At 41.5% G+C, this 25,857-nt stretch carries 26 protein-coding genes; 7 read left to right on the top strand and 19 right to left on the bottom strand.

The window, feature by feature from the left end:
- Positions 1-13 precede the first annotated feature (13 nt).
- The 3 genes from FS736_RS01470 to FS736_RS01465 form a co-directional block, all read right to left on the bottom strand.
- Entirely contained in the window at positions 14-499 is a 486-nt protein-coding gene (locus FS736_RS01470; RefSeq protein ID WP_186326630.1) for a YhcN/YlaJ family sporulation lipoprotein, read from the bottom strand.
- A 182-nt stretch (positions 500-681) separates the two neighbouring features.
- Positions 682-810, bottom strand: a complete 129-nt coding sequence (locus FS736_RS25040) for a hypothetical protein (RefSeq protein WP_260983502.1) — start codon at positions 808-810, stop codon at positions 682-684.
- An 88-nt stretch (positions 811-898) separates the two neighbouring features.
- Positions 899-1,243 (bottom strand): DUF1360 domain-containing protein, encoded by a 345-nt coding sequence (locus tag FS736_RS01465; RefSeq protein ID WP_144474584.1) that lies wholly within the window; start codon positions 1,241-1,243, stop codon positions 899-901.
- A 204-nt stretch (positions 1,244-1,447) separates the two neighbouring features.
- Here FS736_RS01465 and FS736_RS01460 point away from each other — a divergent pair, with 204 nt between their 5' ends.
- Positions 1,448-1,972, top strand: a complete 525-nt coding sequence (locus FS736_RS01460; protein WP_144474583.1) for a CotY/CotZ family spore coat protein — start codon at positions 1,448-1,450, stop codon at positions 1,970-1,972.
- Between the two features lie 42 nt (positions 1,973-2,014).
- On the opposite strand, the gene FS736_RS01455 is transcribed toward FS736_RS01460, so the two are convergent.
- The 4 genes from FS736_RS01455 to mgtE all read right to left on the bottom strand — a co-directional run bounded on the left by FS736_RS01455 (position 2,015) and on the right by mgtE (position 6,829).
- The gene (locus FS736_RS01455) at positions 2,015-2,503 is read right to left on the bottom strand and encodes a CotO family spore coat protein (RefSeq protein WP_144474582.1); all 489 of its coding nucleotides are present in this window, start codon (positions 2,501-2,503) and stop codon (positions 2,015-2,017) included.
- A gap of 142 nt (positions 2,504-2,645) precedes the next feature.
- Positions 2,646-3,413, bottom strand: coding sequence for an enoyl-ACP reductase FabI (gene fabI / locus FS736_RS01450; protein ID WP_144474581.1), 768 nt, complete (start codon positions 3,411-3,413; stop codon positions 2,646-2,648).
- Between the two features lie 111 nt (positions 3,414-3,524).
- Positions 3,525-5,384: a monovalent cation:proton antiporter family protein gene (locus FS736_RS01445; RefSeq protein WP_144474580.1), complete on the bottom strand. Its 1,860-nt coding sequence runs from the start codon at positions 5,382-5,384 to the stop codon at positions 3,525-3,527.
- 65 nt (positions 5,385-5,449) lie between these two features.
- Positions 5,450-6,829 (bottom strand): magnesium transporter, encoded by a 1,380-nt coding sequence (gene mgtE / locus FS736_RS01440; RefSeq protein ID WP_144474579.1) that lies wholly within the window; start codon positions 6,827-6,829, stop codon positions 5,450-5,452.
- Between the two features lie 220 nt (positions 6,830-7,049).
- Here mgtE and prpE point away from each other — a divergent pair, with 220 nt between their 5' ends.
- Complete coding sequence (prpE, locus tag FS736_RS01435; protein WP_144474578.1) at positions 7,050-7,787, top strand: bis(5'-nucleosyl)-tetraphosphatase PrpE; 738 nt, start codon at positions 7,050-7,052, stop codon at positions 7,785-7,787.
- A 57-nt stretch (positions 7,788-7,844) separates the two neighbouring features.
- On the opposite strand, the gene FS736_RS25380 is transcribed toward prpE, so the two are convergent.
- The 5 genes from FS736_RS25380 to FS736_RS01410 all read right to left on the bottom strand — a co-directional run bounded on the left by FS736_RS25380 (position 7,845) and on the right by FS736_RS01410 (position 12,283).
- Positions 7,845-8,930, bottom strand: coding sequence for a CAP domain-containing protein (locus FS736_RS25380; RefSeq protein ID WP_313959696.1), 1,086 nt, complete (start codon positions 8,928-8,930; stop codon positions 7,845-7,847).
- Positions 8,931-9,039: 109 nt separating this feature from the next.
- On the bottom strand, positions 9,040-9,945 hold the full coding sequence (locus tag FS736_RS01425) for an RluA family pseudouridine synthase (RefSeq protein ID WP_144474577.1): 906 nt from the start codon (positions 9,943-9,945) through the stop codon (positions 9,040-9,042).
- 452 nt (positions 9,946-10,397) lie between these two features.
- The gene (locus FS736_RS01420) at positions 10,398-11,198 is read right to left on the bottom strand and encodes an NAD kinase (protein ID WP_144474576.1); all 801 of its coding nucleotides are present in this window, start codon (positions 11,196-11,198) and stop codon (positions 10,398-10,400) included.
- A 31-nt stretch (positions 11,199-11,229) separates the two neighbouring features.
- Positions 11,230-11,868 (bottom strand): GTP diphosphokinase, encoded by a 639-nt coding sequence (gene yjbM / locus FS736_RS01415; protein ID WP_144474575.1) that lies wholly within the window; start codon positions 11,866-11,868, stop codon positions 11,230-11,232.
- A 34-nt stretch (positions 11,869-11,902) separates the two neighbouring features.
- Positions 11,903-12,283: a UPF0738 family protein gene (locus FS736_RS01410; RefSeq protein ID WP_260983501.1), complete on the bottom strand. Its 381-nt coding sequence runs from the start codon at positions 12,281-12,283 to the stop codon at positions 11,903-11,905.
- A gap of 118 nt (positions 12,284-12,401) precedes the next feature.
- Between FS736_RS01410 and FS736_RS01405 the strand changes: the two genes are divergently transcribed.
- From FS736_RS01405 to FS736_RS01390, 4 genes are all read left to right on the top strand, one after another.
- Positions 12,402-12,989 carry a CYTH domain-containing protein gene (locus tag FS736_RS01405; protein ID WP_144474573.1) on the top strand — a complete coding sequence of 196 codons (588 nt, stop codon included), beginning with the start codon at positions 12,402-12,404 and terminating at the stop codon, positions 12,987-12,989.
- A gap of 19 nt (positions 12,990-13,008) precedes the next feature.
- Positions 13,009-13,653 (top strand): lytic transglycosylase domain-containing protein, encoded by a 645-nt coding sequence (locus FS736_RS01400; protein ID WP_144474572.1) that lies wholly within the window; start codon positions 13,009-13,011, stop codon positions 13,651-13,653.
- 220 nt (positions 13,654-13,873) lie between these two features.
- Entirely contained in the window at positions 13,874-14,275 is a 402-nt protein-coding gene (locus FS736_RS01395) for a globin domain-containing protein (protein WP_144474571.1), read from the top strand.
- Positions 14,272-15,153, top strand: a complete 882-nt coding sequence (locus FS736_RS01390; RefSeq protein WP_144474570.1) for a ClpXP adapter SpxH family protein — start codon at positions 14,272-14,274, stop codon at positions 15,151-15,153. The genes FS736_RS01395 and FS736_RS01390 overlap by 4 nt, the downstream gene beginning before the upstream one ends.
- 797 nt (positions 15,154-15,950) lie before the next feature.
- Here FS736_RS01390 and pepF read toward each other — a convergent pair.
- The 6 genes from pepF to FS736_RS01360 all read right to left on the bottom strand — a co-directional run bounded on the left by pepF (position 15,951) and on the right by FS736_RS01360 (position 24,082).
- On the bottom strand, positions 15,951-17,768 hold the full coding sequence (pepF, locus tag FS736_RS01385) for an oligoendopeptidase F (RefSeq protein ID WP_144474569.1): 1,818 nt from the start codon (positions 17,766-17,768) through the stop codon (positions 15,951-15,953).
- Positions 17,769-17,918: 150 nt separating this feature from the next.
- A complete protein-coding gene (locus FS736_RS01380) occupies positions 17,919-19,121 on the bottom strand; it encodes a competence protein CoiA (protein WP_144474568.1) in 1,203 nt (400 codons plus the stop codon).
- Between the two features lie 117 nt (positions 19,122-19,238).
- Positions 19,239-20,750: a cardiolipin synthase gene (gene cls, locus FS736_RS01375; protein WP_144474567.1), complete on the bottom strand. Its 1,512-nt coding sequence runs from the start codon at positions 20,748-20,750 to the stop codon at positions 19,239-19,241.
- 245 nt (positions 20,751-20,995) lie between these two features.
- The gene (mecA, locus tag FS736_RS01370; protein ID WP_144474566.1) at positions 20,996-21,667 is read right to left on the bottom strand and encodes an adaptor protein MecA; all 672 of its coding nucleotides are present in this window, start codon (positions 21,665-21,667) and stop codon (positions 20,996-20,998) included.
- 1,014 nt (positions 21,668-22,681) lie between these two features.
- A complete protein-coding gene (gene spxA / locus FS736_RS01365) occupies positions 22,682-23,077 on the bottom strand; it encodes a transcriptional regulator SpxA (RefSeq protein ID WP_079508109.1) in 396 nt (131 codons plus the stop codon).
- 435 nt (positions 23,078-23,512) lie between these two features.
- Complete coding sequence (locus FS736_RS01360; RefSeq protein ID WP_144474565.1) at positions 23,513-24,082, bottom strand: GNAT family N-acetyltransferase; 570 nt, start codon at positions 24,080-24,082, stop codon at positions 23,513-23,515.
- 200 nt (positions 24,083-24,282) lie between these two features.
- Here FS736_RS01360 and FS736_RS01355 point away from each other — a divergent pair, with 200 nt between their 5' ends.
- Positions 24,283-24,468, top strand: a complete 186-nt coding sequence (locus FS736_RS01355; RefSeq protein WP_144474564.1) for a hypothetical protein — start codon at positions 24,283-24,285, stop codon at positions 24,466-24,468.
- A 98-nt stretch (positions 24,469-24,566) separates the two neighbouring features.
- Here the strand turns inward: FS736_RS01355 and FS736_RS01350 are convergent, their stop codons facing one another.
- On the bottom strand, positions 24,567-25,772 hold the full coding sequence (locus tag FS736_RS01350) for a putative glycoside hydrolase (protein WP_395883491.1): 1,206 nt from the start codon (positions 25,770-25,772) through the stop codon (positions 24,567-24,569).
- Between the last annotated feature and the right edge of the window lie 85 nt (positions 25,773-25,857).

The raw sequence follows: 25,857 nt of genomic DNA, 5'->3' as shown, positions 1-25,857 counted from the left end.
CACCCATCCTTTCTTAAGTCATTTCTTTTTTCAATGAAATTATCCGCTGCAATTCTTTTTCTGCTTTCTTATCAGGATAGGCAGGATCTTTCATTCTTTCACGAAGCTCGACCGCCTCAATAAAGATCTTGAAATCACTTGAAACAATGAAATTTTCACCAGGATAATTTTTTTCCAGCTTCTTATTGATTTCTTTTTCAATCGCTTTCATGTTGAAACGCTTCATGTGCTTTACTTTGTAAGCAACCAGTGTATCTTTTTTCCCGGCAATCACAGCGACGTCAAAAATCGCATCAAGTCCAGCTATATCTTTTTTTACCTTCTCAGCAAGCTCGAGATCCTTTTCCTCAAGATCATTAGTCGCACCCGGATCAGGATTGACCGATTGGATCATGGAAGCCCTGCTCTCTGGGGATGTCTTCCCAAAAGAACATCCAGCAATACCGACTACAAGCATCGTCAGTACTGCGATTGTTTTTATTGTCTGTTTTATATTCATCCTTAATCCCCTTCTATGATTCATCTGATTGGTTAAAATTATTTTCCACGTCCAAAACCTAATTTATGAATTTTTTATTTCGGGTTTTATTTCCATATCATTGTAAGAACAACTTTAATATCCCCCAGCTTTCACTCCCTGAATACAAAAATCGCCTGCCAGTTGTTTGGCAGACGATGAATTTATGCTTTCTTTCTCTTTTTCCCGCAGCCACAGCCGCGTTTTCTGCGTACGCGTCTGGTTGAGGCTGTTTTACTATTTTGGCTTTCTTCGCTTGGATTGCTGCTATCCTTCTTTTGTTTTTCCTCCATGATGACAACCCCTTCATTTAGAGTCCATATGGTAGCTTATGAACAAGTCTACTTAGGGGTTCTGGACGATTTCATTAAATCCAGCTGGTTAATCCTTAATGAGGACATGCTGGATTAAGGAGGCAATACCCGCAATTGCCAGTATGGTGATGGCCGGAATCGCCAGCGGAGGATACAACACATATCCAAAATACAAAAATGCCGCTGACCAAATGCCAGTGCACCAATGGCAGCTTAACAACTCACCGATCCAATATTTCAAACCAGTACCTTTAATTTCTATATAGGTTTCCGTGCTCCCATCCTCAAGGGTCTCCACCACTGTCTCATGAAATGGCTGACGGAGAAATTCAGTAATCACATCATATACAATCAGTCTCGTCAAGCGGAAGCTCGCCATCCCCAGAAGAAATAAATCCAGCCAACTTACCATAATCTCACCCACTTTTGTTTTTGTTGGATTCAATACAGCTTATGCTGGGCAATTTCCTATGGATAGGCACGAGCCTGTCCACTTTTGTCATTAATTTTTGTTGAAACATATTGAAAATTAGACAAACACCCACACCATTAGGATGGCGATTCATATTCTATTAAGGACAATAGGTCATATCAACAAAAAGGAGATGAACTTATTATGGGTTGCAAAAATAAGAACCATGGTGAGGATAACTGTGTGTGCGAAGTCCTCAGAGCGATAGCAGATGCACAGGATGAAGTGGATGTAGACAACGATTGTGATGTCAGCTGCAATAAATCCATCCAGGAATTGCTTGCAGGTGCACAAACTCCTACTACTGAGTTGGATACAATCCCGGTAATTCTATATTGCGGTGACTGCCAGCCGTTCGAAGGGTTTGGAACTCGCATCCGCACAAATGGCGGCGGACCACAAATGCTTGACTGCTTCAACTCTTTCTTCTTCCGCGTAACTTCTGTGGATGATAACTGTTGCGCTAAACTCGAGCTTCTTGCTACTCGCGGTGACCAAGGAGAAAGCTTCGACACTCCTTGCGAGCAAATCACGACTGGCGGATCAAGAAATGAATTCTTCAGGACTGGTATCTGCTTAACTGTAGACCTGGATTGCTTCTGTGCAGTCACATGCCTTGACCCAGTTGCAGCTTCACCACTTTCAAGCCTTCCTGGCAATACAAGATAACCAAGGCTGGAAAATCAGGCTTACCTAAATGGTAAGCCTTTTTTATAATCCAACCCTCTTGATGTCGATTAAATCCTCCTTCGGAATACTTACGCTTTTCTTCCTGGGAGTTACAGATTGGATGAACAATACTTCTCCCTTCATTTCGATAAAAAATCCCTTATATGATCTTCCCACCGTAATGAATTCGTATTTCACCTTAGCTACAGATGCGGGAACAAACTTTAAGTGTTTGATTTTTTCCTCCAATGTATAATCATTGAAACTTCTCTTCCCTCGGACATCGGACTGGTCAGATTGAATGTTTTCTTTCTCTTCAACTTGGTGGTTTACTTTCACTTCAGATGACTCCTTATCCTCAAAAATCATTTCTTTAGTTACAAGGACATCACCCTGTTCTTGCAGAATCTCAGATGTATCGGGTTCACTTTTAATCGTATAATTTTTTTGCATATCAGCTTGGGGCAGATCAATAACAGGCTGATTGATGTAAAACAAAGGAGATTGCTTACGACTTCGCTTTCTTCCCATTTATGGCACCTCCAAAACTTCGCTCACCCTATATGTATGCGGCCGCCCAGGATAGGTGCCGGAATCATGAATGAATTTGCTTGAAAGGAATCATAAATGCTGAAAATAAATAAGGCCCGCTCAGGCGGCGGGCCATGTGTTTCTATAAGATATGGAATCCTGAATCAACGTGGATGTTTTCGCCAGTGATCCCGCGTGACATGTCGCTGAAAAGGAATACTGCTGTATCGCCGACTTCTTCCGGAGTAGTATTTCGTTGAAGCGGAGCTTTCTCTTCAATCTCCTTCAAAATCGAGTTAAAATCACTTACCCCTTTAGCAGATAGTGTGCGGATTGGACCGGCTGAAATCGAGTTTACACGAATATTGTGCTTTCCTAAATCCGCAGCAAGATAGCGGACACTTGCATCAAGTGATGCTTTTGCCACTCCCATGACATTGTAATTCGGGATCGCACGCTCGCCGCCAAGATAAGTCAAAGTCACGATGCTTCCACCTTCCGCCATCAGCTCTTTTGCTTCCTTGGCAACAGCTGTCAGGGAGTAGGCGCTGATATTATGGGCCAGCAGGAAACCATCGCGTGTAACATTCATATAGTCTCCCTGCAGCTCTTCCTTGTTAGCGAATGCGATACAGTGGGCAACACCGGAAATCGAACCTGCTGCTTCCTTGATTTCTTTGAAGCATTTAGCGACATCTTCGTCACTTGTAACGTCGCAAGGTAAAACTAAATAATTTTGATCGAGTGATTCCGCAAGTTCCCTGACACTATTCTCCAGACGCTCACCGGCATAAGTGAAAATCAAATTCGCCCCGGAATTGTGGAGAGATTGAGCAATACCCCAGGCGATGCTCCTTTTATTGGCTACACCCATTACTACGTATGTTTTTCCGTTCAATGAAAGAGTCATTTTAAAATATCCCCCTGTTAATACAAGTTATTAGTACCTAGTGCTAATTCTACACCATATTTTTTCATTTGAAAAGAAAAACCCGTCGGGAAGACGGGTTTACGTTCCAAATCAGCACCAAAAACAGAATTCGAGTTCTCTTTTCAGCTCATCGACATATTCTTTTGATCCTGTGACAATCAAACGGTCATTCAGTCTCAGCTCGGTATCTCCATGAGGCACGATTGATTCATTTTCACGCAGGATCCTGACAAAGATGACATCTCCTGTGAATGGGAAACGTCTGAGAGTCATACCGTCAAAATGATCATTGAGCATTCTGATTTCATGCAGGGAATTTTCCTGATGTGTCAAGATGGTCATGACACCTGGTGATTCAATCATCGCACGCAGCAGCGACTCAGTTGAACGAAGAACAGAGAATACTTCAATTCCCTCTTCCTGGGCTTGCTCAGCAAGGTCTGGACTTTCAATCCTCGCGATGACCCTTTCAACTCCACGTTCCTTTGCGCTGACCGCGATGGTCGCATTTAGGTCGGGATTCCCTGTAGATATAACAATGATATTCGCATCATACACTTCAACCTTATCGAGTGTATCAATATCATAATTGTCAATTTCAATGATTTCAAAAACAGTGTCCGCCAGTTTTTCCGCCTTATCCTGTTTTGTATGAAAAATGACTGGTTCGTAAAGAGAAGATTGAAGCGCTCTTGATACCGGAAGTGTCATCTGGTTGGCGCCAATAAACGCCACCTTTACTTTAACTTCCTCTGCTTTTTCTTCAGGGAACAATTTTTTAAATAAAATTGGTGTCAAAACACTGGAGATGACTGCCACCAGAATCAGTGTTCCACTCATCTGCGGTGAAATCATTTCCATTCTTTCACCAATCGTTGCTGCAGCGATGACGAGTGACAATGTGGAGGTCAACAGGAAGCCAGCAGCGAGAACCGTCTTTGTGTCGTACCATTTTTTCAAAAGATATACCGGGACCATTTTTGACAAAAACAAAGCCAAAAGTAATAGCGGTATCAATAATAAGAGCTTTTTTTCACTGAACAGTGACCATAAATCGAGTTCGACCCCCACCATCACGAAAAAGATGGGAATCAGGAAGCCATAGCCAAATGAATCAAGTTTATGGACCATTTCCTGGTCAGGTGCCAGCAGGGAAACAAGGACACCTGCAAGGAATGCCCCCAGGATATTTTCCGCGCCGACTGTTTCTGAGATGGCAACCAATAAAATAATCAAGGCAAAAACCGCACGGGTGCCAATTTGTGTGGTACCAGTGGACAATGCATTAATGAACGTCCTATTTTTGAAGGATCTGCCGATGAAATAAAGTGCTACACCAGCAGCAAAAAGCACGAGCAGCAGCCATGTGTTGCCACCGCCAGTATCATAAAGGGATACAAAGACAGCAAGCAGGATCATGGTGGCAAGGTCTGCAATGACAGCTACCAATAAAATGATCTGCCCAATATTTGTTTTCATTAAATGTGCGTCCTTAAGAGTAGGAACTACCACTCCAAGAGAGATTGTCGAGATGATCAAGGTCATCAAAAATACATTCTCAATAAACCCTGCAAGCACGAATAAATACGACAATCCAAGAGAGGCAATGAATATCCCGACAAATATGACAGAAGCCACGACAAACGTATTTGGTTCTTTTTTGCTGTTGGGTTTTGCCCTGCCTTTATTTTTCCCGCCAGAGAATGCAGTGAAGTCAATCTCCAACCCACTCAAGAACATCAGGAATAAAAATCCCAAGGTGGACAATGTGCTGAGCCATGCATCCTCATGGACAATGTTGAAGCCACTTTTACCGATAATCAAACCCATGATGATTTCAGCAACAACTACAGGTATGAAACTCAATTTTAAGCGGTGTAATATAATAGGTGTTAAAAATGCAACAATAATGACGATCACAAGTGATGTAATCGAAGCATGCTGTTCCATCCGCTCCCTCCTTTTATATAAGAATTAACAGTAATTAATGCTGTTTTGCCTTGCAAAAGATATTATTAGATAAGATAACTCATAAAAGCAGTAGCAATCCCAAAATAAATCAAAATACTGATAATATCATTGATCGTTGTGATAAATGGACCTGATGCTACCGCAGGGTCAATTTTCAATCTGTGCATAAGCAGCGGAACAAGCGACCCGGCCAGTGTGGCGATGATTAATGTTATAAAGATCGATATACCGACTAAAATCCCAAGAAAAAATTCACCTTTCCAAAAGTAAACAACAAATGCAACCAGGATCCCGCATACCGCTCCGGTAATCAATCCTGTACCAGCTTCCCTCAGAATAATGCTCCATTTACTTTCTTTTTCAAGATCTCCAGTGGCAATTCCCCTGACAGCCACGGCAAGGGCCTGGGTACCAGTGTTGCCAGCCATTCCGGCAATCAAAGGAATGAATACAGCCAAAATTGCAACCTTATCCAATGTAGCCTCAAATCTTCCAATCAGGCTTGCTGTGAACATCCCTAAAAAGAGTAAAATGATCAGCCATGGCAGGCGTTTCTTGGCGGCTGTAAATGGATTTCGGTCGACTGTGTCGAGGTCTGCAATACCTGCCAGCTTGGAGTAGTCATCCGATGCCTCTTCTTCCATTACATCAATGATGTCATCGACCGTTATGATTCCAAGGAGATGGTTTTGGAAATCCACGACAGGAAGAGCGAGGAAGTTATAATCCCGCATCATCCGCGCTACTTCTTCCTGGTCCTCTCCTACCGAAACCGAGACCACCCGTTCATTCATCACTTCACCGATCATCGTCTCGTCATCCGCCACGATCAAGTCTCTCAAGGAAATGACTCCAGCAAGTCTCTTCTCCTCATCGACAACAAAAATATAGTAAATCGTTTCAGCCCTGGGTGCTTCTTTTTTCAGGATATACATGGCCGACCTGACCGTCTGGTTGGCAGAAATCGCAATGAATTCTGTCGTCATGATACTTCCTGCTGTGTATTCTTCGTAATGCAGCAAATCCTTGATTTCCTGCGCAGCTTCCTCATCCATGATTGTCAAATAACTGGCAACCTGATCTTTGTCAAGCTCATTCAGGACATCCACCGCGTCATCGGCATACATATTTGACAGCATGTCGGCCGCGTAGTTAGGATTCATCTGCGCCAAGACATCCTTGAAATCCTCTTCATCCGCTTCCAGGTTCTCGAACAGATCAGCCATCTCTTCAGGTGAGAGGAAATTATAAACTTTAGCTCGATCTTCGTCATCTAGTTCACTGAAAAATTCAGCCTGGTCGTACGGATGCAAATCTAAAAATTCCGCACGGAAATCATCAATTTTCTCAGAGTAAAGTGCTTCCAACAGCAGTTCAGAATTGATTTGCTGCCTGGATGCTGATTCTTGACGTTCTTCAGACATACACCTTACCCCCTTTCCTTTATGTACATTTCATTATACTAGCATTTAATGAAATCTTTGTCTTTTATCTTCTCTTTTTCCCATGAAATTAGATGGTAATATAAGTTTTGTAACCGTAAGTTTTCAAGGCTCGCCTTTTCAATAATATTCCCTTTTTTAATTTAAACTTTTCTTTTTTTCACGAGTGGGAATGATAATCGATAAAAAGGAGGATGGCTCCATGAAACTAGATATTATTGGCGATATCCACGGCTGTTTTGCCGAATTTGAAGAGATCACCAAAATTCTTGGATATGACTGGGATTCTGGCATTCCGATCCACCCGGAGCACCGGAAGCTTGCTTTTGTCGGAGATCTGACAGACCGGGGACCAGAGTCACTGAAAACTGCAGAGCTAGTTTGGGAACTTGCCGTGAAAAAAAAGGCTGCTTATTATGTTCCTGGAAACCACTGCAATAAGCTGTATCGATATCTATTGGGCAATAAAGTACAGACAGCCCATGGGCTTGAGACAACTGTTGCAGAATTTCTGTCACTGGATGCGAAACAGAAAAATTCTTTCCGTGAGAAATTCCTTAAATTATATGATTCAGCGCCTTTGTACCATGTACTCGATGAGGGGCGTCTTGTCATAGCCCATGCAGGAATCCGTGAAGAGTACATAGGAAAAAGCAATTCAAAAGTTAAAACCTTTGTTCTTTATGGTGATATCACCGGCAAAAACAATCCAGACGGGACTCCCGTGCGCCGTGATTGGGCGAAGAATTATCAAGGAAGGGCGGTCATCGTTTATGGCCATACACCGGTGAAGGAACCAAGAATCCTGAATAATACCTATAATATAGATACGGGAGCTGTTTTTGGCGGCAAACTGTCAGCTCTTCGTTATCCTGAAATGGAATTAATATCTGTTCCCTCAACCATGCCTTTTGTTCCCGAAAAGTTCAGGGAGATATAATAAATACCCATACAATGAACAAGCTAACCACTTGAATTAGTGGTTAGCTTTGTCCGTTTATTTGCCAATAAACATTTGTGTCCAATAGTGTCCTTGTGATGTATGGCCAACACCAATATGTGTGAAATTCGGACTTAAAATATTTTTTCGATGACCTTCACTGTTCATCCATGCATTGACGACTTCTTCAGGACTCGGCTGTCCCATCGCAATGTTCTCCCCAGCTGAATTATATGAAACCCCGAAGTCCCTCATCATATCGAAAGGTGAACCATAAGTAGGGCTTGTATGCGAAAAATAATTCTTCGCCTGCATATCATTTGATTTTTCCTGTGCAACATTACTTAAGGCTGTATCAGGCTGCAGGTTTGACAGGCCATTTTTACGGCGCTGTTCATTTGTCAGGTCAATGACTTTTGATTCAAAATCACTGATCTCCGTTCCACTTGGCGCTGCTTTTTGCTCTGGAGCTGGTGCAGCTTCCTGTTCCGGTGCCTGTCTTTCTTGTGGAGCTGGAGCTGGCGCTGCTCCTTGCTCAGGAACAGGTGCTTGTCTTTCTTGAGGTGCAGGTGCAGCTTCTTGTTCAGTTGCCGGTCTTTCTTGTGGAGCTGGAGCTACCTGATCAGGTGCGGGTGCTTCTTGCTGTGGAGCAGGAGCAGCCCCCTCTGTTGGTGCAGGAATCCCTCCCCTTTGGAAATCAGGAAGTTCAACGTCAATGCCTCGCTGCAAATCTTCACGCATATTATTAAGATCTGCTTGTTGGCCTTCTGTTAATGTCAATCCGCCTTCCGTCATTTCGGTATGAGGATATTTTGAACTTGGAATCTCAGTACTGTAAGAGTTAGGGTCAACTGTAATATACCCATCAGGCATTTGCATGATTTCACTTGTTGCATTCATGCCATTCTGATTAATCTTAGGGCCAGTCTTATTTCCTTTAGCAGCATTTATTTCAGCTCTTCGTCTTTGCTGCTTTATTCTGTTGGCATCATTATCCCAATAACCAGCCTGGTCTTTCCCCAGGGTGGTCACCCTGTTATCACGCAAATCCATCGCTTCATCATTGTTGGTATTGCATGCTGCAAGACCTAATAACATGACAGCAGAAACTGCTATTACTTTTCCGTTTTTATAGATGTTCAAGTGCTGCTTCCTCCTTCATATTTCATTTATTACTTCTTTATCGTTTGATTTTTTGAGTGGATTTATCTGATGAAATATTTGAGAGAAATGTTAAAAAGGCAAATCGCTTTTATAACGATTTGCCTTCTTTCAGCACTTCCTGCATATCCTTTGGGAGACTTGCGGTAAAATGCATTTCCTTATGTAAAAAAGGGTGGGTGAAAAGAAGTTCCCGGCAATGCAATGCCTGTCTTGCTATTTTATTTTTATTGCCCCCATATAAAGTATCACCAAGCAGCGGATGGCCAATAAAGCTCATGTGTACTCGGATTTGATGGGTCCTGCCGGTCTTCAGCCTGAGGTGTATATGAGTGAAGACACCATACCGTTGAGCAACCTTAAACAGAGTACATGCGTATTGTCCATTTGAATGGACTTCCCGCTCGATGATGCTGTCAGGTTTCCTCGCAATCGGAGCTTCAATGGTTCCCTCATCCTGCTCGATGATTCCTTCAGCTAATGCCTCATAGCTCCGGCTTACACCGCCAGAACGCTGCTGCTTACTGAGCAAATGATGAACATGACTATGTTTCGCAATCAGCACCAGCCCTGACGTATCCCTGTCAAGCCTGGTAACGATATGGGTAGTAGCAGATATTCCGTTTTCTTCATAATATCCGATCAGCCCGCTGGCAAGACTGCCATACGGATGCTCCCTGGAAGGTATCGTGTTCATGCCTGAAGGCTTATTCACCACCAGTAAGTAATCATCCTCATAAATAATGGAAAGAGGGAACTTTTCTCCCTTCATTCCCTCAGAAGGAATTTCAGGAGGGAATTCAATTCTGACTCGATCATCAGGCTTTAAGATGTACCTGACATTCACTTCCTGACCATTCACGGAAATAAATCCGCCCTTGAACTTAATATCAGTAAGAGCCGATTTAGAGATTTCCATCTGTTTGAGAAATTCCCTCAGCATCTTTCCCTCGTCAGAAATCCCGGCAGTAAATTCCATTGTGAAGTTTTTCGCCATATCAGCGGCTCCTGTCTTCGTTGTTTCGATTATTACGTGTCCATTGTCCATTAATTCGGTTTCTTAGACATTTGGGACTTCCATATGCATTGAAATGTCCATTAAAACCAGTTTCTTAGACATTTTGGACTTCCACGTGCTCTGAAATGTCCATAAAAGCCGGTTTCTTAGACATTTTGGACTTCCACGTGCATGGAAATGTCCATTAAAACCAGTTTCTTAGACATTTTGGACTTATACAGACATTGAAATGTCCATTAAAGCTGGTTTCTTAGACATTTTGGACTTCCACGTGCATGGAAATGTCCATTAAAACCAGTTTCTTAGACATTTTGGACTTTCACGTGCTCTGAAATGTCCATTAAAGCCGGTTTCCTAGATATTTTGGACTTCCATGATCGTTGAAGTGCCCCATTAAAAGGCTCTTCCTTTTCGGGAAGCCGAAATCACCCTTAATCACTATCAGAGATAAAGGAATCATGCACCCTTTTCCAGAATGGGAAGGGACGGAATCGCGCGAAACGGATTTTTTCATCCGCAACCCGGAATTGGATCGATTTCACATCTTTATGCAATAAGGTCAAATGGTCCACTGTCACCTGGAAATCAGGCCTGTTGACAGGTTTCAAAGTACAAGTATGGTGGTCAGGCAGGATCAGCGGGGATCCCACTGTCCTGAACACCCGGTTATTGATGGATGCCATTTCTGCTACCTGGATCGCTCTCAGGGATGGATGAAGGATTGCCCCGCCCAGTGCTTTGTTATAAGCTGTGCTTCCGGATGGCGTGGATACGCATAAACCATCTCCGCGGAAACGTTCAAAATGCTGGCCCCTGATTTCAACATCCATGACCAGTGTACCTTCAACTGATTTTACGGTGGATTCATTCAGGGCAAGATACCTGGTTTCCCTGCCGCCGTGCTGGTACCTGATAATGACTTCAAGCAGCGGATATTCAATCACCTGGTACGGTGTTTTTGCCACGGCAATGACAAGTTTTTCGATTTCTTCAGGAACCCAGTCTGCATAAAAGCCTAGGTGTCCTGTATGTACTCCAATGAATGCTGTTTTATCCAGCCTGCTGCTGTAACGATGGAAAGCATACAAAAGCGTGCCATCCCCTCCGACAGAGATACAGATGTCCGGCTGGTCTTCATCATATTCTAGATCAAAGTCCAAAAGATACGTCCTCATTTTATGCATCAATGTATTAGACCGGGAGTCTCCCTTTGAAGTAATCGCGAATTTCATGTATCAAACACCCCTGCATATCGGATTTATACTATTTCTTCCCATCCTGCTGCATTTCTTTTTTCCGTGTAAAAAATGCCTGTGCATCCTGGATTTCTCCCCTGATTGTCGACATCTCTTCATCCAAGCGGAACGCAGCCTCTGCAGCCCGCTTCAGCCTGATTTTAATATCTTCAGGGAAAAGCCCCTTGTACTTATAGTTCAATGAATGCTCCACCGTTGCCCAGAAATTCATTGCCAGCGTCCTGATTTGGATTTCAGCAAGAATCTTTCTTTCTCCCCTGATCGTCTGGACGGGATAACGGATGACCACATGGTAAGAGCGGTAACCGCTTGCTTTTTTATGCGAGATATAATCCCTTTCCTCGATAATTTCAAAATCATTCCGGCACCTTAACAGTTCAACGACTGTCTTGATGTCATCCACGAACTGGCACATGATTCTCAAGCCTGCGATATCCTGCATTTCGGAATCGAGTTTATCCAGTGAAATCCCTTTTTGATGGGCTTTGTCCAGTATGCTTGCAATTGGCTTTACCCTTCCCGTGACAAATTCAATCGGGGAATGGTCGGAATGAAGCTCATATTGGCTCCTGATTCCTTTAAGCTTTACCTTCAATTCTTCCACAGCGTGTTTATAAGGTTCTAAAAATTGATCCCAGTGTTTCACATCAGTCACCTCATCCGGTTCTTTTCACGAAAGCTTAAGCGGAGGGTGCGGCAAAAACCTGTTCCACTTTCGTGACCATTTCCTCTCCATAATTGCTGTTCCCTGTTATATTTTCAATCAAATATTCCATTTCATCACGGAAGCTTTCCAATTTAAGCTTGCCGCCGGCATTTGCAAGAAACACTTCCAGCCCGCCCTGGAGACCTTGCTGTATGGCATTCCAGGCAACTTCAGGAATGGTGACATATTGATATCCATCTTCATTATCAACAATATAAATAAAGGATAATTGATCAGAATCCACAAGCATTTGCCCAGTTGCTGCAAGGCTTGTTATTTTTGTCTCCCTGTCTGTCAAGAGCAGGAGCTCATCATTTTCTACTTTTGCATTTGTAACGATAATCTTTTTGCTCATTTTTTCAACCTCCATAATCTTTTTTATTTTATCATATCGAACCATTTTCTACTAAAGATTGAAGCAAACAGGATTTCGCGAGATAATAAGGACAGCTTATTGGAAAGGACGGACGGACTTGAGCCAAAATATCGAGATCGAATTCAAGAACATGCTGACAGAGAAAGAATTCCACTACCTGTCAAGTTACTTCAAACTGGAGCCGGAACAATTCAAAAAACAAATCAATCATTATTTCGATACACCTTCTTTTACCTTGAAGGATAAAGGATCAGCACTACGGATCAGGGAAAAAGGCAATGAGTTTGAACTGACTTTAAAACAGCCTGCAAAACAGGGATTGCTCGAAACGAATCAGATTCTGACTGAAGGACAGGCAAATGAAGCCTTAAAAACAGGCAAATTGCCTGATGGTGAAGTGAAGGACGCTGTATCCGATTTAATTTCCAATATGAATGAACTGCAATACTTCGGGTCGCTGACAACGGTGCGCGCTGAGGTTGAGTATAAAGAGGGAATACTAGTCCTAGACCATAGTTACTATTTAAATACAGAGGATTTTGAGCTAGAATATGAAGTGACAGATGAGTCGGAAGGATTTCTAAATTTTTCCAATTTACTCACTGAACTAAAAATACCTGTTCGACAAACCGATAATAAGATCAAACGCTTTTACGCTAAAAAGTATAATCTTTTAAGAGAATAGACCAGGCAGGAGAATCATTATGAATGTTGATCAGTTAAAAGCCATGCTTGAATTGCAGGCGCTTCAAAATTTCAATCGAACCCCGGGCCAATCGGGAAACGACCTTTTTCAGGACATGCTTTCCGGCATTTTGAATGACCAGAGCAATGCCCTTGGCGCCACGGCAACAAAGCTGGAAGAGCTGTTCGAAAATGCTCAAGCTGCTGTGGGCTCATATGATATATCCAAGCAAAACATTGCCCAAATGCTCCCTCCCATTCAACTGACAAAGGTAGCGGCCAAAAATAATACAGATTTTGATGGTATGATCGATCAGGCCGCTGCTATGTTCAATATACCAGCCAAGCTGATCAAATCAGTCATTCAAAAGGAATCCAATTTCAATCCTAACGCCGTAAGCCATGCCGGTGCCTCCGGATTGATGCAACTGATGCCTTCAACAGCAAGGGGCCTCGGAGTTAAAAATGTCTTTGATCCCGCAGATAATATTCTTGGAGGCGCTAAATACCTCCGGCAAATGCTTGATAGATATGACAATAATATTGAACTTGCACTTGCAGCATATAATGCAGGACCTGGAAATGTTGATAAATACGGCGGGATTCCCCCATTCAAGGAAACACAGAACTATGTACGGAAAGTGACCGATGTTTATTACAGTTAAAAGGATAATAATTCCTCTATTTTCGCCCGCCTGTCAGTGGTAACAGGCGGCTTTTTTGTGTAAATTAGTAAAGCAAGCCGAAATTAATGAAAGCAAAAGACAGTTTTCGCAGAACACAAGCCGATTTGTTTGAGATATAAATTTAGCATTGCTACAATAAATAGCATAACTATCAAAGCAGAATGAAATTTCTAAAATCTATTTTAAAGGAGTTATCAATATGGTTGAGAATAAGACCTTACCATTCGAAGCCATTGGCGAAGGGACACTTCACCGGCTGGTCGATGCTTTTTACCACCGCGTTGGAATGCATCCTGATCTTGCTCCTATATTCCCGGACGACTTAACAGAAACTGCCCGTAAACAAAAGCAGTTCCTGACTCAATATTTAGGCGGGCCGCCTTTATATACCAACGAACATGGCCATCCAATGCTTCGTGCCAGACATCTGCCTTTCGAAATTACGCCAGTCAGGGCGAAAGCCTGGCTTGCATGCATGGCAGAGGCCATGGATGAAGTGGTTCTCGATGGTTCTGTCAGGGAGGATTTTTACGCAAGGCTCTACCTTACCGCTCAGCATATGATCAATACACCAGATGATGAAACCGGTGAGAACTCATGAGACTCAGCCGCGAAAATCTTTTAAGCTATGACCCGTCAGAATACTGCCAGAGTTTGGACAAGAAGCCTATAGAAATTTATATGTTCGTTGATCCGCTTTGTCCTGAATGCTGGGCATTAGAGCCAATCATAAAAAAGCTGCAGGTCGAATATGGCAAGTATTTTTCAATCAAACATGTATTGAGCGGCCGTCTTGCCACCCTGAACATGAACAGAAAAAAACGCTACGAAACGATTGCTGAGCTATGGGAAAAGACAGCAAGCAGAACAGGTATGTCCTGTGACGGCTCGCTTTGGTTCGAAAACCCTGTTTCGTCTCCTTATTTAGCTTCGATTGCTATTAAATCGGCAGAACTTCAGGGAAAAAAGAAAGGCATCCGCTTTCTGCGAAGACTTCAGGAAGTATTGTTTCTTGAAAAACAGAATGTCTCGAATTTTGAGGTGCTAAAAAATTGCGCCAGAAGTGTGGGGCTGGACGTTGAAGAATTCGTGACAGATATTCATTCAGAAACAGCTGCAAAGGCGTTCCAGTGTGATTTGAAAATCACCAATGAAATGGACGTCCAGGAAATTCCGACACTTGTCTTTTTCAATGCCAATGTCGAAGAAGAAGGCATCAAGATTACCGGACTTTATCCATATGAGGTATACGTCCAGATTCTTGAAGAAATGCTACAGCAAAAACCAGATGCAGCCCAGCCGCCAAGCCTGGAACAATTTTTGATGCAGTACAAAATGGTTGCTTCCAAGGAAGTGGCTGTAGTTTACGACATCACAGTGCCTCAGGCTGAGAAGGAATTAAAAAAACTGATGTTAAAGCAAATGGTTGAACAAATCCCTGCAAAATACGGGATGTTCTGGCGATATCTAGAAGGATGACCGTGCAGATGCCCGGTCATTTTTTTTGCTGTTCGGTGCATGTTTTTTGGCATTGTTGTTGAAGTGGTCGAATTAATTCAAAATGTGGTCGAATAATTTTAAAATGTGGTCGAATTAGTTCAAAATGTGGTCGAATAATCTTAAAAGTGGTTGAATTAATCAAAAATGTTGGCAAATTGATTCAAAATGCGCAGAAATCAGATCAAAGTGGAGTCGCACCATTATAATAAACGCCAATACTACTTCACGCATTACTGAAATTGAAAGGATCTCGCCGGATTTAGCCTTCAATCAGCGTGAAACTGGCTATTTATATCATTGCATGCAGAAAAAGGCCTTGCAGCTCTCCAACTGCAAGGCCTTTTTTCTATTTTATACGAACAAAGGGGATGGGAGAAATTTTTCACGGTCAAACAAAGGGGTAAATGTTTGTTTGTGATCAACTTCACGTCATAAATATACCATAGGCTTTAGCAGTATAACAATACACTTGTGTGTTATTTCACAATATTGTCAAATACCAATCATTAATATATGGACAGAAGCATATATATCATGTATAAAGCGATCCGGAGTGATGTACGTGGACAAAATAGGTCTCTTTCTTATAGCACTATTCATCCTTTTTTCATTTGTTCTCCATATCGGAGGGTTGATGCATCTTCTACCTTTATACCTGACCTCCCCCATTCTGTTCTTCTCCCTTTTTATTTTACTGATATATTTAAATAACCGAAAAAAGTTCAAAGGATTCTAATTGAAAAAACCGGCTGCAATGATGCAGCCGGTTTTTTGTACTAAGAAAGCAATGCTTCCATTTCGTTCAGCTTTTCTTCGAATACCTTCAAAGCTTCCTCAATTGGCTTCGAGCTTGTCATATCCACTCCTGCCTTTTTCAGGACTTCGATTGGATAGTCAGAGCTTCCTGATTTCAGGAATTCAATATATCGTTCGACAGCAGGCTGTCCTTCCTCAAGGATCTGTTTGCTCAGTGCTGTCGCTGCACTGAAGCCTGTCGCATACTGGTATACATAGTAATTGTAATAGAAATGCGGAATCCTAGACCACTCCAGTCCGATTTCCTCATCAATAATGATGTCTTCTTCACCGAAGTATTTTTTATTGAGCTCATAATAATCCTTTGTGAGAGAATCAGCTGTCAAAGCTTCGTTATTCTGTGCTTTCTGGTGAATCATATGTTCAAATTCAGCGAACATGGTCTGTCTGAACACAGTTCCCCTGAAGCCCTCGAGATAGTGATTCAGTAAATACAAGCGCTTCTGCTCATCATCAATCGTTTTCAGCATATAGTCATTCAAAAGCGCTTCATTGCATGTGGAAGCTACCTCTGCAACAAAAATTGAGTAGTTTCCATATGGATATGGCTGAGTTTTCCTAGTGTAGTAGCTGTGGACCGAATGTCCGAACTCATGTGCAAGCGTAAATAAATTATTCACATTATCCTGCCAGTTCATCAGGATGTATGGATTTGTGCCATATGCACCCGAAGAATAGGCACCGCTGCGCTTCCCTTTGTTCTCATACACATCTACCCAGCGATTTTCAAAACCCTCCTGAAGGACCTGATTATATTCCTGTCCAAGTGGCTCTAGGCCTTTTAGGACATAATCTTTAGCCTCTCCATATGGGATTTCCATTTTCACGTTCTTCACCAATGGTGTGTAAAGGTCATACATATGAAGCTTATCGAGGCCCAGTACCTTCCTTCGAAGCTTTACGTATCTATGAAGCAGGTGCAGGTTATCATTCACTGTATTCACAAGGTTTTCATAAACACTTTCAGGGATATTATTCGCAGCAAGTGCAGCATGCCTCGCAGAATCATATTTACGGATTCTTGCATTGAAGTTATCCTTCTTGATATTGCCGCTCAATGTGCTTGAAAATGTATTTTTGAAGCTGCCATATGTTTTGTAAACCGCTTTGAAGGCATCCTCGCGTACCCTGCGATCTTCACTTTCAAGGAAACGGATGTAACGGCCATGGGTGATTTCCACATCTTCACCGTTCTCGTCCTTAATCGAAGGGAATTCCAAATCCGCATTGTTCAGCATGCCAAAAGTATTTGACGGTGAACTCATTACCTCCCCTGCCTGTGCAAGCAGCGCTTCCTCTTCGGCTGAAAGGACATGCGGTCTCTGAAGATTGATTTCCTCCAAAGCATGCTCATAAAGCTTCAGCTCTTTCTTCTCCTGCAAAAAGCCTTTAATCTTTTCTTCGTCGACAGCCAGGATTTCCGGCACAATATAAGCCAGTGCACTTCCCGCCTGGGAATACAGATTCTTGATGCGGTCATCCAGTCCTTGATAAAAAGAATTTGTTGTATCCTGGTCATAGCGCATATGTGCATATGTATATAATCTGCCAAGGCGCTCTAATAGCTTATCCTGCAATTGCAGTGCATCGTAAAGCTGATCCGCACTATCCCCAAGTTTTCCCTGATATTCCTGGACAGAAGGAACTAAGCTCTTCACTTCATTGAATTCTTTTTCCCAGGCATCATCACTCGCGAAAATATCTTCAAGTCTCCACGTATTCTCGGTGGCAGCCTCATCTCTTGATGGCAATTTTTTTACTGCTGTTTCATCAGACATATGGATCCTCCTAACAAAATTTCGGAATTCGAAAAACTTTTCTACTATCATATTATTCGATAATCGGTTCTTATTTCCTTCAAAAAAAAGAAAGAGATGAAAAGTTTTTCGTTAACTTCCTTATTTTACTCTTTAATTTCTTTTTTCATGTTATTGGAAGACCGATTGCACTATTTTATTTTCAAACTCAGCATAAAATTTGGTTTCCGCCTTCAATTGACAGTCGACTGAAGATGGAAACTCAATCTCTTTTTGTACCTTAACTGTCCCCGAATCAATCTTTTCCAGGTACCCGATCTTTGTTAAAAGGAAAACATATTCTGCTAAAGCATACCAGGCATCTCTATGCCCGGCAGCCGGCAGGGTCCTGAGTTTGATATCCCCTTTTTTGACTCTTTTAGCAAATGCAGCCCTTATTCGTGCATATCGAATGTATTCCCCTGATTTATGATGCCGAAAGATATCAAGATAGATGTATGTTTGCCACATCAATGACGGTGTTTCAATATAGGGGCTCGAGTGGACAGGCAGTCCGAGGACAGCGGGAAGAGTTAGAAGGCTGAGGCGATTATGGTATAATTCTTTTAGGAAACGACTTTGCCACGCTCCATGATTCATCAGATAACGGGATTTCAGCTTTTGATTTTCTGTTTGCCAAATTTTTAAAAAAGGATACTGTCTTGCTTTAGGACTGAGGAGATCCTCGATTGAAGATTGACTCAGACTCTTTACTTCTAGTATCGTGATTGCCTTTCTTGAGGAAATAGGAATAACACCATGAAGGTTGATGAGCTGGCCTGAGACTGGGCAAAAAGCAGGCAAATTCCAGGCATGTTTGGTTCTTCGCAGAAAGAGATAGAGGAAATGATTCATGGATACAACCATATGGGAAATGCGTTTGATCAGGTTCTCGGCTGCAATCCATAGAGGGATCACATCATGCTCCAGGTAGGTTCTTGTCCTTTTTTCGAAAATATCAGCATGAATGACTGAACATTGAAACTCAATTGCATATTTCTGACCTTTCCAATCAAATGCGATATCCGGTTTTTGTCTCATCTGCTGATCGAACTTTTCCAGCTCAGCATGAATTCCCTGTTTCTTCAGCCAATTATATAGTTTAAGCTTGCCAGAAAGGTGATACTCAGATTCTCGATCATACTCATATTGGCAGCTTCCGCTTGCAGTATGGGAGAAATGCCAGATTTTCTTATTGCCGAGCTTCATGATTACCTCTTCGCCACAATCAGGACAGTAAAACTTTTCCCGGGACCTGACCTTCTCCAATTCTTTCTTGGTATCACCGTTTGCGAGTGAAAATACTTCCCCATTAAACTTATTTGCCACTAGCATTATTGAACCTCCTTTCTCCTAGTTCTATTCGGGAGTATAGGAGTGATCACCTCTTATAATTGAAACAATTAACAAAATGTTCACAGAAAAAAAACAGCCCGTAACAAATACGGACTGCTAAAGCATGGGCGACAGAAGTCTTGATGTTGACTCGAGAAGCCTGTAACCGATATTGCGTTTATTGAAATCATTCATATCAATTTCCTTTGATTGCTGGATATCACTTTGGAACTCCTCCACCAGTTTCAATGTGCTGCTTGTTTTATAGAGGAAAGCATTGACCTCGAAGTTCAGGTGGAAGCTTCTCATGTCCATATTGGACGTGCCAATTGAAGCAAGCTGGCCATCAACAATGACTATTTTGCTGTGCATGAACCCTTTTTCGTATTCATAAATTTTTACCCCTGCTTCAAGAAGCTCTGGAAAATACGATCTTGAAGCGAAGAAGACGATTCTTTTATCTGGCCTTTTTGGGACAAGCAGCCTGACATCAAGGCCGCTTAGGGCAGCCACTTTGATCGCACTGAAAATATCTTCGTCCGGAATAAAATATGGAGACGCAATCCAGACTGACTTATCCGCTGACGAAATCATCGAGAAAAAGATGTTCTTGATCACACTCCACTCATTGTCTGGGCCTCCTGCAATCATTTGAACCCCACCGTGAGTGTTAACCTCCAGTGCAGGCGATAAGTACTCTGCCGTCAAAAAGCTATTATTCGTCATATAATACCAATCCTGCAGGAAGATCAGCTGCAGGCTCCTTACTGCTTCTCCTTTTGCCATTAAGTGAGTGTCACGCCAAAATCCAAAATCCTTATTCCTTCCGAGGTACTCATCACCGATATTCAATCCTCCGACAAAGCCAACTGTACCATCAATCACAATGATTTTCCGGTGATTACGGAAATTGAATTTGCTGTTCAGGAACGGAAGGCGGACAGGACCAAATTCAACCACTTCGACACCTGCTTCAGTCAAATCGCCGATAAATTTTTTTGAAAGCTTCCAAGATCCAACCGAATCATACAGGAACCGGACCTTTACTCCTTTTTTGGCTTTTTCAATCAGAACATCCTTGATTTCATGGCCGATTGCATCATCGCGCACAATATAATATTCCATGTGGATATGGTGGGTTGCCTTTTTCAATTCTTCGAGAATATGGCTAAAAGTTTCATCACCATTTGTCAGCACTTTTGTTGATGTTGCAAAGGAAATGGGGCTATTCCCGAGCTTCTGGGCAAGATTGAACAAGCGCCGGTGATCTTCTTCCATTTCAAGCATCCGTGCTCTGTTCGCCCTTTCGCTGTCCCCTTCAATTCGTGTAAAAGTTTGCTTATCAAGAAAGTATTTACGGCGGAACATTTTTTCCTTCCGATGGTTCCGGCCGAATAATAAATAAAATATGAAACCCACAACCGGGAAACCACCGAGAACGATAATCCAGGTTAAAGTCTGGGCTGGATGACGATTCTCAAGGAAGATTACAAAGCTGATAAAGATCACGGTTAATGTCATGAAAATACTTATGTATCCTAAATAAACAGCATCAAGTTTTTCATAAAAGAAATAATAAATGCCTGCCAAAATGAATATAAACGTTAAAATTCGAACTGTATTTTTCATGGTAACCACCTGTTTTCCCGCTTCTGATTTCCAAACCACTGTATATATACGTTTCTATTTAGTAATGGGATTCATACAAATTATATCAAAAAAACTACAAACTCTCAGTTTTGAACCAGACAAGCGCTGCAGAACCGGTTGGGGATGCCGATATTTTACTTCATTGTTAAAATCGAAGCGACGCCAAGGGGAAAGAAGGGAGCTCGATTAAAAAAGCCGATTTCATTTCTGAAATCGGCCCTGTATCAGGAAAAATGCTTCCTTATGACATTGAATACATCATTGTCGATAATCTTGTTGCCATATTCATCAAGACGATGAATCGTCATGCTTGATTCCTGCCCATATTCGAGAAGGACACTTAGAATATTATCAATTTCCTCTTCATCCTCGAAATCTTGCTCAGGAAATTCAATATATAAATAATACTTGTCAGAATAACTATACAAGCTTGTTTTGATATTATCGATTCCCGGCCGTTTTGATAGCGAGATGACATCCTCGAAATCCTTAAAAAGTAATAAGAATTCAAGATCATCCTCGAACGAACTCTCTTCATCATCAAATCCTTTTGGATTAAATTGATGGTCAAGCAGCTCTTCGATTCGCTCATCAACTGGCATATCTTTCATTTTATCATTTGGAAGCGGCAGTTCAAATTTCGGCCCATCCTTTGACAATTGAGCCTTTGTAACCAATACCTCCAGACCTTTTTCCAGGGCCTGGACCTGGATCCATAATGGACCTTCAACAGTAAACTCTTCTTCTGCATGGACTTCATCCATCATCTCCCAGAACAGTTCCTCACTGCGATCACGGTTATACCAGATTTCTTCCCGGTCAAACCCGCGTTCCTCTATGTCCATATATGAAATGTAGAACTTTACCGTATTCTCATTAATGCGCTCGATTTCCATTCGCTTTCTCTCCCTTCCAGGCAAAGATTTGAAGGGACTAAATACCCCCAAAAAGCAGTTGGTCCATATCTTTTACCCTTAATAAATGAGTCTGAATCACCAAGTTTTTATTAAAGGAAGGTAAATAGAATAATCTTGTACTTTCATTTTATGTTATCATCAGCCATTTTGGAAATAAAATATGCACCCATTTTTATAAAAGGCTTTTTTCTTATTGTTTCAAGTTTTGTGCGCAATTCACTGGTTTAATACCATTGAAATTTCACAAAACAAAGGCAACTATAAAATTAAAGTATTCTTTACATTTTAGCAGAAACTTGGCTTGATTTCAATTTGTCTGACTGTCTTTGATGAAGGAGTCGAGGTTCGATCTTCAATTGGCGTTCTTTGTTGGGTTATCGACCGTTTACTACTGTCCTGCTGTCTGAAGTGAGCCTGGGTTCGGACAGCTTTGGTGGAAAACCAAGAAAAGCTGTCTGAAGTGAGCCAGAGTTCGGACGGCTTTCGTGGCAAACCCAAAAAAGCTGTCCGAAGGGAGTCCAAGTTCCGACAGCTTTCGTGACAATCGAAGAAAAGCTGTCCGAAGTAAGCCTAGGTTCGGACAGCTTTAGTGGCAATCGTAGAAAAGCTGTCTAAAGTAAATCCAAGTTCGGACAGCTTTGGTGGAAAACCAAGAAAAGCTGTCCCAAGTAAGTCTCGGTTCAGACAACTTTACTGGCAAACAATGAAAAGCTGTCCGAAGTAAGCCAGAGTACGGACAGCTTTAGTGAACAACGAAGAAAAGTTGTCCGAAGTAGGTCCAAGTTCGGACAGCTTTAGTAGCAATCCAAGAAGAGCTGTCCGAAGTAAGCCAAAGTTCGGACAGCTTTCGTGGCAAACCAAGAAAAGCTGTCCGAAGTAAGCCAGAGTTCAGACAGCTTTAGTGGAATACAAAGAAAAGCTGTCTAAAGTAAGAGTAGAAATAGACAAAATCCCAAAACAAAAAAAGCTCCCAAAATTGGGAGCTTAATAAATTTAATTGACTAAGCGCTGTGCTTCGCGCAATTGGAAAGTGCGGACTTTCCGCGGAAGGAAGCGTCTGATTTCATCTTCATTATAACCAACCTGCAGGCGCTTTTCGTCGATTATGATCGGGCGGCGAAGTAAGCCTGGGTTTTCTTTGATTACTTCGAACAATTCCTGTAAAGGCATTGTCTCCAGGTTAACATCTAACTTTTGGAATGTCTTCGAACGAGTTGAAATGATTTCATCCGTTCCATCCTCGGTCATTCGAAGTATTTCCTTTATTTCATCAATCGATAAAGGCTCAGAAAATATGTTTCTTTCAGTGTATGGAATTTCATGTTCTTCAAGCCATGATTTTGCTTTTCTGCATGAAGTACAACTTGGTGAAGTGTATAAAGTGACCATTGGTAATTCACACTCCTTAAGATTTACTTATATATTATTTGCTTCAAATGAGCTGTCATTTATTAAATAATAATAAGTTTAATTTTATAATTCATATTGTTTATTATACACCATGAAGAGGATAAAAGGTATCCTTTTCAAAAAAATTCACGCGGGTGACTATGTAAGAATTTTTGTCCTTCTTTATATATAACGAATGAAATAGAAAAAAGTTTCATTAAAAATGAATAATTTTCATCTCCCTCTGATTTCAATCTATATAAATATTCGTAAAATTCCAGGCGGTTCTGTCCGTCAGCGCACAAATTCATAATTTAATTATATTTACCCGCTTTTGATATGCTTAAACATTTTATTATTTATTTTTTTGATTCTCAATTATGGTCTTCAAAATGAAAACGCAACCAGGGCGATTGCACCTGATTGCGTGTATGGTCAAAGGTCTTCAAGTAAGTCATCCCGTTTATCTTCAACCGTCAATACTTCCTCTACTGGCTGGTAGGACTCCCCGTAGAACGTCTTATCTTTATAAGTATGGATCATATTATAGGTTTTTTTCATTGCTTCATACACTATATCTTCTGATGATTCATTTGGCGACCAGTATAGAATTTCCATTTCATTGATTTCTTTTGTTGCCAGCGACCTGCGTCTGTATCCAACCGTTCGTGCATGTTCAAATCCTTCCCTTTTGTAAAACCGAAGTCTTTTTTCGGTATCTGTATCTTCATAATTAACCGGCTCTACTTCGAGGATGATAGGCTTCCCTTTTTCCTTGAGCTTTTCTATCAGCTTATGTCCAAGCCCCTGGCCTCGAGTATCTTTTGAGACAAAGAGATAATCGATGAATACGAAATCATCGGTTTCAACATACATAAGTACGTGACCTGGCCCTTCATCCTTATGATAAATTTCAGGCCTTTCCTTTAATAATGTTTCCATGTGTTCCTTTGATTTCATTTCCTCAATCGGGAAATACTGATTTAATTTTTCATACCAATGCATTGCTTATCTCCTTTTCAATTTTATTCCATCCCGATAAGCACCCAGCTTTTCTTATATACTCATGATCAAAATGCTCGTATTATTTTTTCTAAATAAAGTCCTTTTAATACGCTTACAATTCTTTTAAAATAAAGATGTAGGGATCATGCATTTATATTTACCACAATCATGAAATTGTGAAAAAAAGGTGGAGGTTTATCATGGGCGGTTACATAATGGATTTAACTATCGTTGCTTTGCTGATCGTGGGTATTACCGCAACAATTGGTGTCATCACTAATGGAGTTGGTACCAGATTCTTTAGTGGGAACAAAAGAAATGAATTCGTCAACCAATCAACCAGAGTGCAAGACGGCTGGAAAAATGTTGGCGGCAGCAAGAAGTAATTCACATTACATCTAATATTATAACTTTTATAATGGCGATTATCTAACAATATGAAAAGCCTGAAAGGATGAATTATCCCTTCAGGCTTTTTGTTTGTTTATGGTGTGTAATCAACATTAGGGGAATACCTGTTGCTGGCATTCCATAATAAGTATTCATTGATGCCCTGATCCTTGAGTGCCCTGATTTGGTCCTCGACTTCCTTTTTACCATACACGATGTAATTCCCGCTGCCAAGCCACGATGCTGTGAAATCCTGGAGCCATGGTCGTGATATGGGCGGAGTCTTTAATTCAGCCAGCTTCTTTTTTTCCAGCTTGGCATATTCCTCGACAAGCCTATATGGCTGGGTATCAGGCTTTGTAATACCGAAATATGAAGTCCAATGGCTAGGATAGATCATCGAAGAGATGACATCGACATTTTCAGAGATTTTCGAGAAATTCTGTCCTATACCTGGAGCTTCTGGAAGTGTTGCTGTATAACCGAATATATCAACAGATACTTTTACATCATAAGGCTTCAATTCTTCGCGTGCATATGCGACGAAATCAGTCACAGCTTTTACTCTTTTTTGGATATTATCCATCTCGATATTCTGATAATCTCCCATTGAGTATTTAAGGGTGCTGTCTCTCCGTTCAAATCCTTCAGGGAAACGGACATAGTCAAACTGGATTTCCTTGAAACCCATTTTGGCGGCTTCTTTCGCAATTTGGACATTGTATTCCCAAACATCTTTGACAAAAGGATTGACGAATGATTCTCCCCTTCCGTTCTTCCAAACTTCATTCCCATCCTTATATGACCATTCAGGCTTCTTATTTGCCAGTGCAGTATCTTTAAAAACAACTACCCTCGCTATAGGATAAATTTGCTTTTCTTCCATAGTCTTAAGCATTTTTTTGGGGTCCTTGATATATGGCTTTCCAATCTCTTTAAATGGAGAGTCATCACTGGGCTTGTATGTAAGAAATCCATGATCGTCTTTTATATCGATCACCATCGCATTTAAATCCGTTTTATCGACTAGATTCACCAGACTGGAAAACTTCTCCCCTCCTGCTGAATTTCCGGTAACATAGATTCCCCTGACTGCATCGGGGTACTCAAATTGATAGCCAGAGTCAAATTTGAACCTGGGCAGCTGTTTTGGAATTTCCCTCACCAATGACTGGTGTTCCCTGACTGGAAGTTTCTCCGTTTCATATGGTTTCGATTCAGCAAAAACTGTTCCGCTTGCTTGCGAAATAGAGGCAGCCAATAGTGCTGCTGCTGCGATTTTTTTAAATTGCACAAACACCTCTCCTTTCAAACCGTACATCAATTATTCATTATATATCTATTGTTAATTCTATTTTACCCACTTTCGACAGGTTTAGATATTA

The sequence above is a fragment of the Cytobacillus oceanisediminis 2691 genome (assembly GCF_007678455.1).
Taxonomy (GTDB): Bacteria; Bacillota; Bacilli; order Bacillales; family Cytobacillaceae; genus Mesobacillus; species Mesobacillus oceanisediminis_A.
The sequence above is the reverse complement of the archived record's forward strand: the minus strand, read 5'-3'. Positions and strand labels throughout refer to the sequence as shown.

Excerpts from the sequence above, each read along its gene's own strand:
- FS736_RS01470 (WP_186326630.1), bottom strand. The coding sequence starts at position 499 with ATGAATATAAAACAGACAATAAAAACAATCGCAGTACTGACGATGCTT.
- FS736_RS25040 (WP_260983502.1), bottom strand. The coding sequence starts at position 810 with ATGGAGGAAAAACAAAAGAAGGATAGCAGCAATCCAAGCGAAGAAAGC.
- FS736_RS01465 (WP_144474584.1), bottom strand. The coding sequence starts at position 1,243 with ATGGTAAGTTGGCTGGATTTATTTCTTCTGGGGATGGCGAGCTTCCGC.
- FS736_RS01460 (WP_144474583.1), top strand. The coding sequence starts at position 1,448 with ATGGGTTGCAAAAATAAGAACCATGGTGAGGATAACTGTGTGTGCGAA.
- FS736_RS01455 (WP_144474582.1), bottom strand. The coding sequence starts at position 2,503 with ATGGGAAGAAAGCGAAGTCGTAAGCAATCTCCTTTGTTTTACATCAAT.
- fabI (WP_144474581.1), bottom strand. The coding sequence starts at position 3,413 with ATGACTCTTTCATTGAACGGAAAAACATACGTAGTAATGGGTGTAGCC.
- FS736_RS01445 (WP_144474580.1), bottom strand. The coding sequence starts at position 5,384 with ATGGAACAGCATGCTTCGATTACATCACTTGTGATCGTCATTATTGTT.
- mgtE (WP_144474579.1), bottom strand. The coding sequence starts at position 6,829 with ATGTCTGAAGAACGTCAAGAATCAGCATCCAGGCAGCAAATCAATTCT.
- prpE (WP_144474578.1), top strand. The coding sequence starts at position 7,050 with ATGAAACTAGATATTATTGGCGATATCCACGGCTGTTTTGCCGAATTT.
- FS736_RS01425 (WP_144474577.1), bottom strand. The coding sequence starts at position 9,945 with ATGGCGAAAAACTTCACAATGGAATTTACTGCCGGGATTTCTGACGAG.
- FS736_RS01420 (WP_144474576.1), bottom strand. The coding sequence starts at position 11,198 with ATGAAATTCGCGATTACTTCAAAGGGAGACTCCCGGTCTAATACATTG.
- FS736_RS01410 (WP_260983501.1), bottom strand. The coding sequence starts at position 12,283 with ATGAGCAAAAAGATTATCGTTACAAATGCAAAAGTAGAAAATGATGAG.
- FS736_RS01400 (WP_144474572.1), top strand. The coding sequence starts at position 13,009 with ATGAATGTTGATCAGTTAAAAGCCATGCTTGAATTGCAGGCGCTTCAA.
- FS736_RS01395 (WP_144474571.1), top strand. The coding sequence starts at position 13,874 with ATGGTTGAGAATAAGACCTTACCATTCGAAGCCATTGGCGAAGGGACA.
- FS736_RS01390 (WP_144474570.1), top strand. The coding sequence starts at position 14,272 with ATGAGACTCAGCCGCGAAAATCTTTTAAGCTATGACCCGTCAGAATAC.
- pepF (WP_144474569.1), bottom strand. The coding sequence starts at position 17,768 with ATGTCTGATGAAACAGCAGTAAAAAAATTGCCATCAAGAGATGAGGCT.
- FS736_RS01380 (WP_144474568.1), bottom strand. The coding sequence starts at position 19,121 with ATGCTAGTGGCAAATAAGTTTAATGGGGAAGTATTTTCACTCGCAAAC.
- cls (WP_144474567.1), bottom strand. The coding sequence starts at position 20,750 with ATGAAAAATACAGTTCGAATTTTAACGTTTATATTCATTTTGGCAGGC.
- mecA (WP_144474566.1), bottom strand. The coding sequence starts at position 21,667 with ATGGAAATCGAGCGCATTAATGAGAATACGGTAAAGTTCTACATTTCA.
- spxA (WP_079508109.1), bottom strand. The coding sequence starts at position 23,077 with ATGGTCACTTTATACACTTCACCAAGTTGTACTTCATGCAGAAAAGCA.
- FS736_RS01360 (WP_144474565.1), bottom strand. The coding sequence starts at position 24,082 with ATGCATTGGTATGAAAAATTAAATCAGTATTTCCCGATTGAGGAAATG.
- FS736_RS01355 (WP_144474564.1), top strand. The coding sequence starts at position 24,283 with ATGGGCGGTTACATAATGGATTTAACTATCGTTGCTTTGCTGATCGTG.